A 12,891-nucleotide genomic window follows, 5' to 3' on the forward strand; every position below is an offset into this window, starting at 1 on the left:
TGTTGCGATCCTCGCGGCGTCCTCTGCAAACGTCGTAGGGGGGGAACCGGACAGCTCACGGCAGCTGCCGCCTACCATCGCCATCATTATCGATGACATGGGGCATAACCTGGTAGAGGGCCGCAGGCTGATAGGGCTGGAACAGCCGATCACGCTGGCCTTCCTGCCCTACCGCAGGCACACGACCGAACTGGCAGAACAGGCGCATCTGAAGCAGAAGGAAATCATGCTGCATGCTCCCATGGCCAACACCCGCAATATCGGCCTTGGCCCCGGCGGCCTGAGCCCCGGCATGAGCAAAGGCAGCATGGCGACAACCCTGCGCCGCGCACTGCAGTCCATCCCCCATGTCCGTGGTGTGAACAACCACATGGGCAGCCTGCTCACCCAGCAAATAGAAGCCATGGACTGGGTGATGACGGAACTGGGCCACTACCCGGTGTATTTTGTCGACAGCCGCACCATCGCTTCCTCCATCGCCGGCCAGGTGGCTGCTGCCTATCGCATACCCACCCTCACCCGCGACGTGTTTCTCGACCATGAGCAGACCGAAGAGTACGTGGACAAACAGTTCCGGCTGCTGATCAAGCGCGCAAAAGAGAACGGCAGTGCCGTCGGCATCGGTCATCCCCACAAGGTAACCGTGGATTACCTGGAAAAACGGTTACCGGAACTGGATGAGGAAGGCATCGCCATCGCCACCGTCAGTGGTGTGTGGGCCATGAGAAATGGTAACCGGCCAATGTTTGCGGAAGGAGAGAAGCGGGCAATTCGGCCGGCGCTGGCAAACCAACTCGCCCCTTAATCCCGAACCACGATCCCCTGCGCCTTCATAAACGCCTTGGCCTCGGGAATCGTATGCTGCCCGAAATGAAAGATAGACGCCGCCAGCACCGCATCCGCACGCCCCTTGGTCACCCCATCCGCCAGATGCTGGAGCTCACCAACGCCGCCTGAAGCAATCACCGGCACCGCTACCGCCTCACTGATAGCGCGGGTAAGCCCCAGATCAAAGCCCACCTTGGTGCCGTCCCGGTCCATGCTGGTAAGCAGCAGTTCACCGGCACCCATGGCGGTCATTTTGCGGGCCCATTCCACGGCATCAAGGCCTGTGGGCTTGCGGCCACCGTGGGTGAAAATTTCCCAGCGCGGCTCTTCACCCTCAACACTGACTCTCTTGGCATCAATGGCTACCACGATGCACTGGCTGCCGAAACGGTCGGCGGCCTCGCGAACAAATTCCGGATTGAATACCGCAGCGGTGTTGATGGAGACCTTGTCGGCTCCGGCATTCAGGAGTTTGCGGATATCCTCCACTGTACGCACACCGCCGCCGACTGTGAGCGGAATGAACACTTCAGCGGCCATGCGCTCCACGGTTTCATAGGTGGTATCGCGGCTTTCGTGGCTGGCAGTGATGTCGAGAAAGGTAATTTCGTCGGCGCCCTGCTCGTTGTATTTGCGAGCCACTTCCACCGGGTCGCCGGCATCGCGGATATCCACGAAGTTAACACCTTTTACGACGCGGCCTTTGTCGACGTCGAGGCAGGGAATGATGCGTTTCGCCAGAGCCATAATTCGTTTTACCCCTTCAGGCTGTCACAAAAGGCCTGGGCTGCGGCCACATCAAGTGTGCCTTCATAGATAGCCCGTCCGGTAATGGCACCCAATATGCCCTTGTCGGCCACGGTAGCCAGGCGCCTGAGATCGTCCATGTTGGTCACGCCGCCGGAAGCGATGACGGGGATACCGCCTTCTTGCGCAAGGGCTGCGGTAGCTTCCACGTTAACACCCTGCATCATGCCGTCCCGGCTGATATCGGTATAAACGATCGCGTCCACACCGTCGTTGGCAAAGCGTTTCGCCAGGTCGGTCGCCATGACTTCGGACACTTCCGCCCAGCCGTCAGTCGCAACGCGACCATCTTTGGCATCCAGGCCGACAATGATATGGCCCGGAAATCTCCTGCACATCCCGGTGACGAATTCCGGTTCCTTGACAGCTTTGGTGCCGATAATCACCCACTGTACGCCGGCCTTCAGATAGGCCTCAATGGTTTCGGCAGAACGGATGCCACCACCGATCTGGATCGGCAGGTCCGGGTATTTGCGGGCGATGGCCCGGACGATTTCACCGTTGACGGGCTCACCGGCAAAGGCGCCGTTCAGGTCCACCAGATGCAGGCGTCGGGCGCCCGCTTCCACCCAGCGGGTTGCCATGTCAACGGGGTCGTCACCGAAGACAGTGGAGTCGTCCATGCGGCCCTGGCGCAGTCTCACGCATTTGCCGTCTTTCAGATCTATGGCCGGGATGATCAGCATTTTCCAGTCCAGTTTGTGAAGTTTTTCAGTAACTGCAGTCCTGCCCTTGCACTTTTCTCCGGGTGGAACTGCACTGCAAATATATTGTCTCTCGCCACTGCGGCGGCCAGGTCGACGCCGTAATGGGTACGGCCGGCGATGTCCGGGTTGCCTTCCGCTTCGGCGTAATAGCTGTGCACAAAATAGAAACGGTCGCCATCGGGAATGTCGTTCCAGAGCGGGTGGTCCATGGTCTGGTGGACTTCGTTCCAACCCATGTGGGGGACTTTCAGGCGTTCGCCGTTTTCGGTGAGGTTGTCGCCGAAAAAACGCACTTCAGACTGGAACAGGTCAATACAATCGACCCAGCCGTTTTCCTCACTGCGGGACATCAGCGCCTGCATGCCGACGCAAATGCCGAGCAGTGGCCGGTCGGCAGACACTTCCCGCACCAGGTGGTCAATACCCAGACGGCGAATCTCTGCCATGCAGTCACGAATAGCGCCAACACCCGGCAGAATTACCCGGTCCGCACCGCGGATCTGGTCGGCGTTGTCAGTGACCAGTACACGGGTATCGGGTGCTACGTGCTCAACTGCTTTGCTGACGGAATGCAGGTTACCCATGCCGTAGTCGATAATGGCAACGGTTTTCATGTGAAGTGAGACTTCCTGAATCGTGGTTTCTGTCTTGATTTCAGGGCCGCTTACAGCGACCCCTTGGTGGACGGAGTAATACCCGTCATGCGCTCGTCCATTTCGATGGCCATGCGCAGGGCGCGGCCGAAGGCCTTGAACACGGTTTCAATCTGGTGGTGGGTGTTCTTGCCTTTCAGATTGTCGATGTGCAGGGTGACCATGGAGTGGTTTACAAAGCCCTGGAAAAACTCGGCAAACAGGTCCACGTCAAAACCACCGACAGCGCCACGGGTGTAGGGCACATCCATCATCAGGCCGGGGCGGCCGGACAGGTCGATCACCACGCGGGAGAGGGCTTCGTCCAGCGGCACATACGCATGGCCATAGCGGCGGATGCCTTTCTTGTCACCAACTGCCTGCCTGAAGGCCTGGCCCAGGGTGATGCCAATGTCTTCCACGGTGTGGTGGTCGTCTATGTGCAGGTCACCCCTGGAGACGATGTTCAGGTCCACCAGCCCGTGACGGGCAATCTGGTCCATCATGTGCTCAAGGAAAGGCACGCCGGTGTCAAAACTGGACTGGCCGGTGCCATCAAGATCGATCTCAACGGTGATCTGTGTTTCCAGGGTATTTCTTTCTACCCGAGCCTTGCGTTCGGCCATGGAGACTCCAAAGTCGTCAGTCGGCAAATGCCGGAAAATTGTCTGCGCGCATTATACCTTCTATCGCTTCCCGCGTCCTGTAACGGCTTTTATGGCGATGATAGCCGCAGGCATCAGACCGCCTTCTTCAGGTTTTTCATGTAGGTGTCCACCAGGCTGTTGAACTCGTGCTTGATAACCGGGCTGATCGCCAGCTTCAGCAGGCTGGGCAGCGGCACAGTCAGTTCGGCACTGGTCTGGAACTTCACCGAGGTGGTATTGTCATCTTTCGCCTTCAGGGTCCAGGAGCCCTTTACCACGCCATTGCCTTCCCCTTTTACCGGTTCCCAGGTGATTTTCCCGTTTTCCCGGTCGGCGTGATACTTACAGGCGTAAATGGACTGAATTGCATGCTTGTCCACCCCTACCTTTTCCATTTCCCAGCGGTAGGTATTATCGCCCAGATCCACCAGCTTGCGCACCTTGGGGAAATGGCTGGCTGACGCCGGGACATCTGACAGGAGATCAAAAACCTTGTCGTATCCGGCCGGCAGATCCAGTTCACGGTTCAGCTCAATAGAGACAGTAATAGCCACTGCTTGCTCCTTATTATCATTGTAAGACGCCCACTACATTGCCGTATAAAAAATCGTACAGACATAAGATACCTATTTTGGCTGATCACTAACGCATTGTCATACATCCGGGCTTTTATTTTGTTACCCCTGGGTTATGCTTGGGCTGATAATCCGCCCAGAAACCGGACACGAATTAACGGAAGGACGCCAGAATCATGAAAGCTGTACGTTATGTGGCTCTCGCCATTGTCGGCCTGATCATCCTTGCTATTACAGCCGTAGCCATCGCGGTTGCCGTCATTGACCCCAACACCTACAAGCCGCAAATAGAGCAAGTGGTTGAAGACTCCACCAACCTCGACCTGATCCTGGCTGGCGATATTGGCTGGTCTTTCTTTCCTCTGGGGCTGGAGCTCAATGACGTTGAAGCAACCCTGGAAGAGGAGCGCCTTGTCCGCCTTGACAGGCTGGTGGCTCGAGTCAGCTTCTGGTCACTGGTGACCATGTCGCCCCGGGTAGACACATTTGCGCTGAGCGGCCTGGACGCCAACCTTTCTGTTAACGAGGAAGGTACCGGTAACTGGACACGCATAATGCCGGAAAGCGAAGCGCAGCCGGAGCAGGAACAGCCCGTAGAGGAGGAAACTGCTGAAGAAAGTACTGGTGACAGCGCGCCGCTTGACTTCAATGTGGAAAGCGTGGAAATCAGCAATGCCAGCATCCACTACCAAGACAAGGGCACCGGTCAGGCCTTCACTCTGGAAGACTTCACCCTTTCCGCCAGCGAAATTGCCCCGGGTTCCAGCTTCCCGTTGAGCACGGCGTTCCGGTTTGTCACCAATCAGCCCCGGTTTGAAGTTGATGGCGATATCAGCGCCCGCGTCGCGGCCAACGAAGCGCTTAACCAGTTTGGCGTATCCGACCTTGAGGCAGTCTTTGACATGAGCGGCGACCCATTCGGTGGAGAGTCCGTCCGCGCCGAGCTGGCCGGCTCACTGGAAGCCAATCTGGAGAACGAAACCGCAACCCTCAGCGGCTTTACCGCCAGCCTGGCCGATCTTACGCTGAATACCGATCTGTCGGTTAACGGCTTCGGTGACCAGCCCCAACTTGAGGGCAGCCTCAGTATCGACGAATTCTCACTGAAAGCCCTGCTTGCGGCCCTGGGCCAGCCGGCCATTGAAACTGAAGACCCGAACGTAATGAAGGCTGTTGCCTTCTCCACCAATATCGGCGGCCCTGCCGGCACCGTGGAACTCAGCGACCTGTCCATCACCCTGGACGACACTACATTCGAGGGGAGCGCCAGCTATGCCCTCGCCAACAGTGCTATCGGCCTTAACCTGCAGGGCGATGCCATCAATGCCGACCGCTACCTTCCGCCCGCCAGCGATGAAGATGCAGAAGCTGCGGCCGAAGAATCGCCACAGGGAGACGGTTCGGCGCAAGAAGGCGAACTGCTGCCACTGGAAACTGTTCGGTCGCTGGTACTGGATGTCAAGCTCGGTTTGGGAGAGCTGATTGTCAGCAACCTCACCATCAGCGAGATCAAATCGGCCATCACCGCAAACAACGGCGTGCTCAAGGTGGAAGACTTCAGCGGCAAGCTCTATGACGGCTCGTTTGGCGCCAATGTCACCCTGGATGCCCGCTCTGACAATCCGCAATGGACAATCACCAAGGACATTAACAATGTCCAGACCCTGCCCTTGCTGACCGACCTTGCGGAACTGGACATGCTATCCGGCGGCGCCAACATTGATGTGAATGTTAAAACCAGCGGCAACCGCATCCCGGCACTGCGCAACAACGCCAACGGGGAGATCAACTTCAGTCTGGCCGAGGGTGAGTTCACCCGGATGAACCTCACACGCATGGCCTGCCAGGGCATTGCCATGGTCAACCAGGAAAGCCTCACCACCTCGGACTGGGGCACCAGCACCCCGTTCAACGACATGAAGGGCACCCTCAGGATCGACGGCAATACCCTGAACAACACCGATCTGGTGGCTGCCCTCGCGGGCATGAGGCTGGAAGGTGACGGTACTGTGGACCTGGCCACTTCCAACCTTGATTATGAAATTGGTTTGCGCATCGTGGGCGAGATCCACCGGGATGAAGCCTGCCGGGTAACCGAAGTGGTGGAAGATGTAGTCATTCCTGTTGAGTGCCGTGGCGACTTTGCCGAAGACCCGGCCGGTCTGTGCTCCTTCGACGGCTCCCGCTTCCGGGACGCATTGAAAACCATCGCCGCCAACGCCGCAAAAGCCAAAGCCCGGGAAGAAGTGGATGAGGCGAAATCCAAAGCGGAAGATAAGGTTTCCGAAAAGCTGCAGGAAAAGCTGGGCGAGCAAGGCGGTGAGAAGGTAAAAGACGCCCTCAAGGGTCTGTTTGGCCAATGAGCGACAGCTTCGCCCGCCGGCTTCTTGCCTGGTACGACGAAAACGGCAGGCACAACCTGCCCTGGCATCATGACCGGAACCCATACCGGGTGTGGGTTTCGGAAATCATGCTGCAGCAGACCCAGGTCACCACTGTCATACCCTACTTCGAAGCCTTCATGGAGCGATTTCCGGATGTGGCAGCACTGGCGAATGCAGCGGTGGATGATGTGCTCAGCCACTGGTCCGGCCTTGGTTACTACGCACGGGCCCGCAATCTGCAGAAAGCTGCCCGGCAGGTAGTCGAACAACACGGCAGCGAGTTCCCGAAGGATCAGGAACAGCTCCAGGCCCTGCCCGGCATTGGACGCTCAACGGCAGCAGCCATTCTGGCCCAGGCCCATCAGCGCCGGGCCGCCATACTCGACGGCAACGTCAAACGGGTGCTGGCCCGCTACCACGCCATTGCCGGCTGGCCGGGCAAAACCAGCGTACTTGAACAGCTCTGGCAGCGCGCCGAAGAACACACTCCTGACAAGCGCATCCGTGACTACACCCAGGCCATCATGGATCTGGGCGCCACCCTGTGCACCCGCAGCCGCCCGGGCTGCGAACGCTGCCCGCTGCAAAGCGCGTGCAAGGCTTACGCCAGAGGTGAAACCGGCCTCTACCCCGGTTCAAAACCCAAAAAGACCAAACCCGAGAAAACCACCTGGATGGTGATACTGGAAGACCACGAAGGGCGCATCCTGCTGGAACGCAGACCACCCAGCGGCATCTGGGGCGGGCTCTGGAGCCTGCCAGAGCTGGACCCGGCGTATGGCCCGGAAGAACTGCCGCATGCCTGCGAACAGGCCTTCGGCTTCAACTGCGGCGAACCGGAACTGACCAGCGGTTTCCGCCACACGTTCAGCCACTACCACCTGCACATCCAGCCAGCACGGCTGACAGTCCACGCCACCGCGAGAATCAGCGACACCGAAAACCATCAGTGGATTCACCGGGACAAAGCCCTCACCCTGGGCCTGCCGGCACCCATCCGCATCCTGCTGACCTCGCCGGAACAGGCTGTTCTGCTCTGAGCCGGTCAGCCTTAACACCCGTCAACGCCACCACGCCGTGATCTGTTATCATCCGTGCAGATTCAGCAACACCACCTCCAAACAGGAGCAGACATGAGCCGCACCGTATTCTGTCGCAAATACCAGCAGGAACTCGAAGGCCTGGACTTCCCGCCCATGCCCGGCAAGAAAGGCGAAGACATCTACGAAAACATCAGCAAGAAAGCCTGGGAAGAATGGCAGGCCCAGCAGACCATGCTGATCAACGAAAAACACCTGAGCCTGATGGACCCCAACACCCGTAAGTACCTGCAGGCGCAGATGGAACACTTCTTTAACAACGAGCCATTCGACAAGGCCGAGGGGTATGTGCCGCCGGAGTAACAGGCTTATAAATTTTTCCGGTACCGGCCTTGACTCGACCTGCCTAAACCGGTTTAATAGCGCCCCGTTGCACAGCAGTACCGCAGCGCGCCCGGATAGCTCAGTTGGTAGAGCAGGGGATTGAAAATCCCCGTGTCGGTGGTTCGATTCCGCCTCCGGGCACCAACTATTTCAAGCCGAATCAAGAACTTACCAAGAGTAAGAGTTGATTCGGCTTTTTAGTTTCTGGCGACGCCAATACGCTCTAATACGTTGGTTTACGCTGGATTACGTTGGCGCCCTTCCCCTCCATTCCCCCTTCTAAATACCTTCAAACTACTGGAGGTATTAGTGACTACTGCAACAAAGAAACGTACAAGCGCATTCAGCGAGAAAGCAAAGAAAGAACTGGCACCGGGTCAGGAGATCAGCGAGAACGGACTTATTTATCGCAAGAGGAAGGACGGCTACGGCACCTGGAAGTATGATTTCACCCAGTCAGGTGAGAGACATAAAATGGTAATCGGCTCTGACCGGGATGGAATCACCCTTAGTCAGGCTCGGGAAATCATCTCCGAAGTCAGAGCGAGGGCAATCACAGACCGTGTCAGCGGGATTACTGGACGATCGACGCAGTCCAACCGCCCGTTCAAAGATGTCGCCCATGAGTTTCTGCGGTGGGGAGAAACCCACTATCAGGACCATCGTCATAATGTCAGCCGAATGAAGAAACATCTGCTGCCGCTCTTCGGAGATACTCAGTTGGGGGATATCACCACAGCGATGATTGAGACCATGAGGAGCGACCTCAAAAGAGACGGTATGAACCCTCAAACGGTTCAGAGGATAGTGAGCCTGCTTTCTGGCACGTTCGACTTTGCGCAGAAGTCTGACTCGAACCTGGACAACCCGACAACCAGGCTCAGCCGCGTAAAGCATCAGAAGCAAGAGATCATTCCATTCACGAGGCAAGAAACCGAGGCTCTTCTGAACGTTGGTGCCCGGCAGTACACCACCGTTACCAGGGGACCAAACAAAGGTCAGAAAACCGAAATCAAAGCCAAGACAATAGAATCAAGGGTTATCATTGGTTTGGCACTTTTCGCAGGTCTTAGGGCATCCGAGGTGCTCGGGCTGACGTGGGAGAACGTTGACTTGGAGAAAGGAAGGCTCCACATCAAACAAGTCGCGAAAGAAGGCATCATTCGGAAATCCACCAAAAGCTACAAACCGCGAGTACTGTCAATTACGAACTCGCTGAAACCGCTTCTCGAGGACCTCAGACAGCTGCACGCTAAGGCTGGCAGGGAGAAAGGTTTATTACTGTCTACCGACGGAATAAAGCCCTACAACCAGATACAGGTGATGTTCGGACGCATGCGTAAGCAGGCAGGAATTGAAGCGGGCAGAGGCTACCATGTTCTTCGTCATACCTTTGCTACACGCGCTTCAGAAAAGAACATCGACCTCAAAACAATTCAGAAATGGCTGGGGCACGCGAGTATCACAACAACTATGGAATACGTTCATTCGACAGAAGAGCATCTTGAAACCGCAGCGCAAAAGTTGGACTGACCAAGCCTCGTGAGTCTTGACGGGGAAGAGTGGCTGACGAGACGCTCTTCCTTATTTGAGACTTCAAACAGCCTCATTGCACCACCTTTAATTAATTCTCTCACCGCCAGCTCGCAGCTTCACTCGGAGGAAATTGAGGCAAATCCGTAAACCGTACCTGCAAACAGTCCGTACATTGACTCCGCTGTATCTGAATCGTCACCAAGATTCATGACTTTTAGTAAGCGAGACCGGAAATCATCGGTGCTACTCAGTGCCCACTGCACCACCGCCAGTATGTCAACCACCTAACCACAGCCTTGAACCTCAGGCACTCACGGTCACTATTTGCTCGAAAGTTCCAGGTATCGAGAACTCCAGCGTGGTGCCCAATGCATCAACGACCACCAAGCCAATAAAGACGCCTTTATATCGATGTCGGAGAGAAATATCTATCCACTTGGTACTTGGACCCCGAGAAATTTGGCATTACCGTTCCGCCTCTCAATTAAGATTCTCATCAGGCTACTTACTCACCAACAACACCAGGCGCTAACTGACTCCTCCGCGCGGTCCAAATCTCTCGTAATGGCCCCTTAACAGCAAGCTCCAACCGATACATGGAGTCAACCATAAATTGGATCATGCTTTCCCACTGCTCACGGTCAAAAATATTGCCGGGCGTTTCTGCCTTGATCCTACAAGCTTTTCTCCCTTCAAGCGGCTCCCATTCCAGGACCCCGCCAAACACATTTTCAATCTCCTCTCTTCTCGCCATAAATTGTTCGAAGATATATTCATTCTCTGCTTTATCAGGTCGGTCAATATAAAGCTCGGCTCTACCATATTGCCGGGTTGCCACGAAGTGCAACCCAATCCCTCCAACGCCCGAGCCAGCGCCTATCCAACTAGAATCTCCGGGGCTAATGCTTTGATAAAGGCTGGAGGGCGTTGCATTCATCGCTTCTATTATCCGACCCCAAAACTCTCGCCGGATCACATGGCGATGCTTCTGCTCAACTTGATCTTCTATGTCGTCTTGAGCCTTCTCTGCCATGCCAATCATGTATTCCTCTGTATCCTGGGTCGGAATGATCTGTTCGACATTGAGGAATAGTTCATCGCCCATGGCGTAAGGAGTGGCACGAAAACAGTGCAACCGCACTTTAAAGTTCAGCAACCAAAGGACGGTACTTGTCACTTCCTTTCGGAAGTTTGCAGCAATTAACATGATCCTCTGAGTTACGCCTTTGTTAAGTGTTATATCTGCGAAGTCTTGGTTGTCGAAGAATTCAGACAACAAGTCCTCGGCTTTGGTGCCCGGCTGAGACCTATCGAGGTACTGCTGATAAATATTGGCAATGTTCGATTTGGAGAGCCTTGAGCAGTAGGAAGCGTATTTTAATGCTTGCCAGGTAACGTCGCGTCCTGAGTCGTCCAGCTTGTTTTCAATAATCACGAGCGCGCCCTGCTTATCCAGTGCCAGCAGATCAAGACGCTCCTGAGTATCGTTAAAGCCAGAGAACTCTTTCTGAATGATCAATAAGTCCTCGCCAAGCACACCCGGCTGCTTCGCTATCCACTCCTGTAGATGTTCCCGTTCCCGGAACCCGAGTCCAGAAAACGACTTTTCCTCCAACCTTTGGATACTGTTCGATGATCTGTTGATCCGATACATAACTCACCCGCTCAGTTTCAGGGCATTAGTCCGCAACTATTGGCTACATTGCTGATAGTCGAGCATCGAATTGGACGCCCCCGCCAAACAGCCATGACGCATCAGATGACATAACTCATAAATGACAACGTAATCCACCATCTGGTTAGGTGCCATCATAATCTGTCAATTAAATTCCCATTTGCCCTTGGAAGTACAGCTAATCTAGCGTGATTGGAAGGTTTTGACACCCATAATGGCCGGCTCCCAAATCCACCATCGCCACCCGCCAGTTGCCCCTTGAGACATCACATGGCGTGGTGAGTCGGTGACGCTACCTTGGCAGATGCCATTCTGGACTGCCTCGTTCACAACGCCTACAAGATCAATCTCAGAGGCGAATCCATGCGAAAACGACAGGCGGAGCGTGAGGTCAGATTAAGCTATGCAAGTGATAAGTTTGGTTGTTTACTTGACGAAAGAGCGTTGTATTCGTGAGTTAACAAGCAGGGAAGTTATTTTTTTGAATCAATTTTTTGAAGTGTTAATCTTACTTGATGCCAAGATTTCATTAATCGTGTCAAATACAAATTCAACAGTCAGATTTCCTTTCTCTATTCCGGTCAATAATTCAGTAGATTCCCTTTGCGTTAATTTATGATTTTTAATCAGAAGCTGTATTCCTTCTATTACCTTCCTCATCTTATCATTGGACTTGTGTGTATGCAGGGATTGATCTTGTAACTGCCTAACCCTTTGCTGCAATTCATTGATATTCATTTTCTTGATTGCGTCACTTTTACCCCCACTACTAACCAGTTTACTAATTCCATATCCGACTGCTCCCCCAACCACAACACTACCCACAACCCAACCGACAGGAGTTGTTGTTACAAAGATGCCACCCAAAATCGATCCGAATGTTGAAGAACCAAATATTGTAGCCACACCAGCAGCACTTGCAGTTGCGCCAGCCACTCCAGCGCCCGCAATACCACCCAAACCTGTAGCGCCTAATTCTCCAAGAATACCAATCCTATCTCTAGGACTTTTCTTCATTTTCTCTAAGGCTCTTATATAGTCGTCAACACTCAATTCGTATCTTTTTTTCATGACTGTCAGTGACCGAAAATTATTTGTTAAACTCTATACGGAGAGAGTTGAATATATTTGCGAATAATTCAAAGAATTTTTTTGCAATCAGTATTATTTCTTGGCTTACTCCTATTACGCCGTCCGTTGGTTTCTTTCCTTGATCTATTCGATAACCGGCAATTCCACCAACAAGTATAGAAATTGCTGTTGCGAGTGGTGCTAAAATTGGTCCGAAAAATGGAATCATACTTATTAACGCTCCAACAGCGGCACCAATTGCGACGCCTACGGCCAAATGAGAATTTTCTTTGATGAATTTAATTATTTCAGAAATAATTATTTTTCCAATATGTATAACTTGCTTAGCAACTACTATTGTTTTACCCCAGAGCTCATTTATTCGAGTAATTATTTCTTGGGGCAAGCCAAAATTGGTAAGCCTCGTAGTCAAATCCACCCTATCTAACTCAGTGGCATTTGAGTTTAGAATCAACACCCTTAGTTTTGCCTCGGGTTCTGATAGCGACATTGTTGCACCCTCCAAGATTGGTGGACCCTTACATCCAAAGATAGGATAGCCGGCTCTGGAGCGCCAGGGAAAGTACCCAGAATTCGTAAGCTTT

At 54.1% G+C, this 12,891-nt stretch carries 14 protein-coding genes, 1 tRNA gene and 1 pseudogene; 7 read left to right on the forward strand and 9 right to left on the reverse strand.

Features of this window, described 5'->3' with window-relative positions:
- Positions 1-7: 7 nt before the first annotated feature.
- Positions 8-805, forward strand: a complete 798-nt coding sequence (locus DIT72_RS02305) for a divergent polysaccharide deacetylase family protein (RefSeq protein WP_407657964.1) — start codon at positions 8-10, stop codon at positions 803-805.
- Here DIT72_RS02305 and hisF read toward each other — a convergent pair.
- The 5 genes from hisF to DIT72_RS02330 all read right to left on the reverse strand — a co-directional run bounded on the left by hisF (position 802) and on the right by DIT72_RS02330 (position 4,175).
- Positions 802-1,575 (reverse strand): imidazole glycerol phosphate synthase subunit HisF, encoded by a 774-nt coding sequence (hisF, locus tag DIT72_RS02310; RefSeq protein WP_135953583.1) that lies wholly within the window; start codon positions 1,573-1,575, stop codon positions 802-804. The genes DIT72_RS02305 and hisF overlap by 4 nt on opposite strands.
- A gap of 8 nt (positions 1,576-1,583) precedes the next feature.
- Positions 1,584-2,321, reverse strand: coding sequence for a 1-(5-phosphoribosyl)-5-[(5-phosphoribosylamino)methylideneamino]imidazole-4-carboxamide isomerase (gene hisA, locus DIT72_RS02315; RefSeq protein WP_135953584.1), 738 nt, complete (start codon positions 2,319-2,321; stop codon positions 1,584-1,586).
- Positions 2,315-2,956, reverse strand: a complete 642-nt coding sequence (hisH, locus tag DIT72_RS02320; protein ID WP_135953585.1) for an imidazole glycerol phosphate synthase subunit HisH — start codon at positions 2,954-2,956, stop codon at positions 2,315-2,317. The genes hisA and hisH overlap by 7 nt, the downstream gene beginning before the upstream one ends.
- A 50-nt stretch (positions 2,957-3,006) precedes the next feature.
- Positions 3,007-3,600, reverse strand: coding sequence for an imidazoleglycerol-phosphate dehydratase HisB (hisB, locus tag DIT72_RS02325; RefSeq protein WP_135953586.1), 594 nt, complete (start codon positions 3,598-3,600; stop codon positions 3,007-3,009).
- Between the two features lie 113 nt (positions 3,601-3,713).
- The gene (locus tag DIT72_RS02330) at positions 3,714-4,175 is read right to left on the reverse strand and encodes an SRPBCC family protein (RefSeq protein ID WP_135953587.1); all 462 of its coding nucleotides are present in this window, start codon (positions 4,173-4,175) and stop codon (positions 3,714-3,716) included.
- Positions 4,176-4,372: 197 nt separating this feature from the next.
- Between DIT72_RS02330 and DIT72_RS02335 the strand changes: the two genes are divergently transcribed.
- From DIT72_RS02335 to DIT72_RS02355, 5 genes are all read left to right on the forward strand, one after another.
- Positions 4,373-6,559: an AsmA family protein gene (locus DIT72_RS02335; protein WP_135953588.1), complete on the forward strand. Its 2,187-nt coding sequence runs from the start codon at positions 4,373-4,375 to the stop codon at positions 6,557-6,559.
- Positions 6,556-7,620, forward strand: coding sequence for an A/G-specific adenine glycosylase (mutY, locus tag DIT72_RS02340; protein ID WP_135953589.1), 1,065 nt, complete (start codon positions 6,556-6,558; stop codon positions 7,618-7,620). The genes DIT72_RS02335 and mutY overlap by 4 nt, the downstream gene beginning before the upstream one ends.
- A 93-nt stretch (positions 7,621-7,713) precedes the next feature.
- Complete coding sequence (locus DIT72_RS02345) at positions 7,714-7,983, forward strand: oxidative damage protection protein (RefSeq protein ID WP_135953590.1); 270 nt, start codon at positions 7,714-7,716, stop codon at positions 7,981-7,983.
- Positions 7,984-8,072: 89 nt separating this feature from the next.
- A tRNA-Phe gene (locus DIT72_RS02350) sits at positions 8,073-8,148 on the forward strand.
- Between the two features lie 165 nt (positions 8,149-8,313).
- The gene (locus DIT72_RS02355; protein WP_135953591.1) at positions 8,314-9,537 is read left to right on the forward strand and encodes a tyrosine-type recombinase/integrase; all 1,224 of its coding nucleotides are present in this window, start codon (positions 8,314-8,316) and stop codon (positions 9,535-9,537) included.
- Between the two features lie 119 nt (positions 9,538-9,656).
- Here the strand turns inward: DIT72_RS02355 and DIT72_RS18540 are convergent, their stop codons facing one another.
- Together DIT72_RS18540 and DIT72_RS02365 are read right to left on the reverse strand one after the other, a co-directional pair.
- Positions 9,657-9,824, reverse strand: a complete 168-nt coding sequence (locus tag DIT72_RS18540) for an ADP-ribosylglycohydrolase family protein (RefSeq protein WP_135953592.1) — start codon at positions 9,822-9,824, stop codon at positions 9,657-9,659.
- 221 nt (positions 9,825-10,045) lie between these two features.
- A complete protein-coding gene (locus tag DIT72_RS02365; protein ID WP_228260711.1) occupies positions 10,046-11,077 on the reverse strand; it encodes a DUF4268 domain-containing protein in 1,032 nt (343 codons plus the stop codon).
- A gap of 365 nt (positions 11,078-11,442) precedes the next feature.
- On the opposite strand from DIT72_RS02365, the pseudogene DIT72_RS02375 reads away from it, so the two are divergent.
- Positions 11,443-11,671: pseudogene (locus DIT72_RS02375) on the forward strand (ATP-binding protein); the annotation flags it as partial.
- Between the two features lie 30 nt (positions 11,672-11,701).
- Here DIT72_RS02375 and DIT72_RS02380 read toward each other — a convergent pair.
- Together DIT72_RS02380 and DIT72_RS02385 are read right to left on the reverse strand one after the other, a co-directional pair.
- Complete coding sequence (locus DIT72_RS02380) at positions 11,702-12,286, reverse strand: hypothetical protein (RefSeq protein ID WP_135953594.1); 585 nt, start codon at positions 12,284-12,286, stop codon at positions 11,702-11,704.
- A 19-nt stretch (positions 12,287-12,305) separates the two neighbouring features.
- Positions 12,306-12,797, reverse strand: a complete 492-nt coding sequence (locus tag DIT72_RS02385; protein WP_135953595.1) for a DUF2273 domain-containing protein — start codon at positions 12,795-12,797, stop codon at positions 12,306-12,308.
- Positions 12,798-12,891 lie beyond the last annotated feature (94 nt).

It is taken from the genome of Marinobacter orientalis, assembly GCF_004792665.1.
In the GTDB taxonomy this organism is placed as follows: Bacteria; Pseudomonadota; Gammaproteobacteria; order Pseudomonadales; family Oleiphilaceae; genus Marinobacter; species Marinobacter orientalis.

What these genes read in the sequence shown, in the direction of transcription:
- hisF (WP_135953583.1), bottom strand. Translation starts at nt 1,575, where the DNA reads ATGGCTCTGGCGAAACGCATCATTCCCTGCCTCGACGTCGACAAAGGC.
- hisA (WP_135953584.1), bottom strand. Translation starts at nt 2,321, where the DNA reads ATGCTGATCATCCCGGCCATAGATCTGAAAGACGGCAAATGCGTGAGA.
- hisH (WP_135953585.1), bottom strand. Translation starts at nt 2,956, where the DNA reads ATGAAAACCGTTGCCATTATCGACTACGGCATGGGTAACCTGCATTCC.
- hisB (WP_135953586.1), bottom strand. Translation starts at nt 3,600, where the DNA reads ATGGCCGAACGCAAGGCTCGGGTAGAAAGAAATACCCTGGAAACACAG.
- DIT72_RS02335 (WP_135953588.1), top strand. Translation starts at nt 4,373, where the DNA reads ATGAAAGCTGTACGTTATGTGGCTCTCGCCATTGTCGGCCTGATCATC.
- mutY (WP_135953589.1), top strand. Translation starts at nt 6,556, where the DNA reads ATGAGCGACAGCTTCGCCCGCCGGCTTCTTGCCTGGTACGACGAAAAC.
- DIT72_RS02345 (WP_135953590.1), top strand. Translation starts at nt 7,714, where the DNA reads ATGAGCCGCACCGTATTCTGTCGCAAATACCAGCAGGAACTCGAAGGC.
- DIT72_RS02380 (WP_135953594.1), bottom strand. Translation starts at nt 12,286, where the DNA reads ATGAAAAAAAGATACGAATTGAGTGTTGACGACTATATAAGAGCCTTA.
- DIT72_RS02385 (WP_135953595.1), bottom strand. Translation starts at nt 12,797, where the DNA reads ATGTCGCTATCAGAACCCGAGGCAAAACTAAGGGTGTTGATTCTAAAC.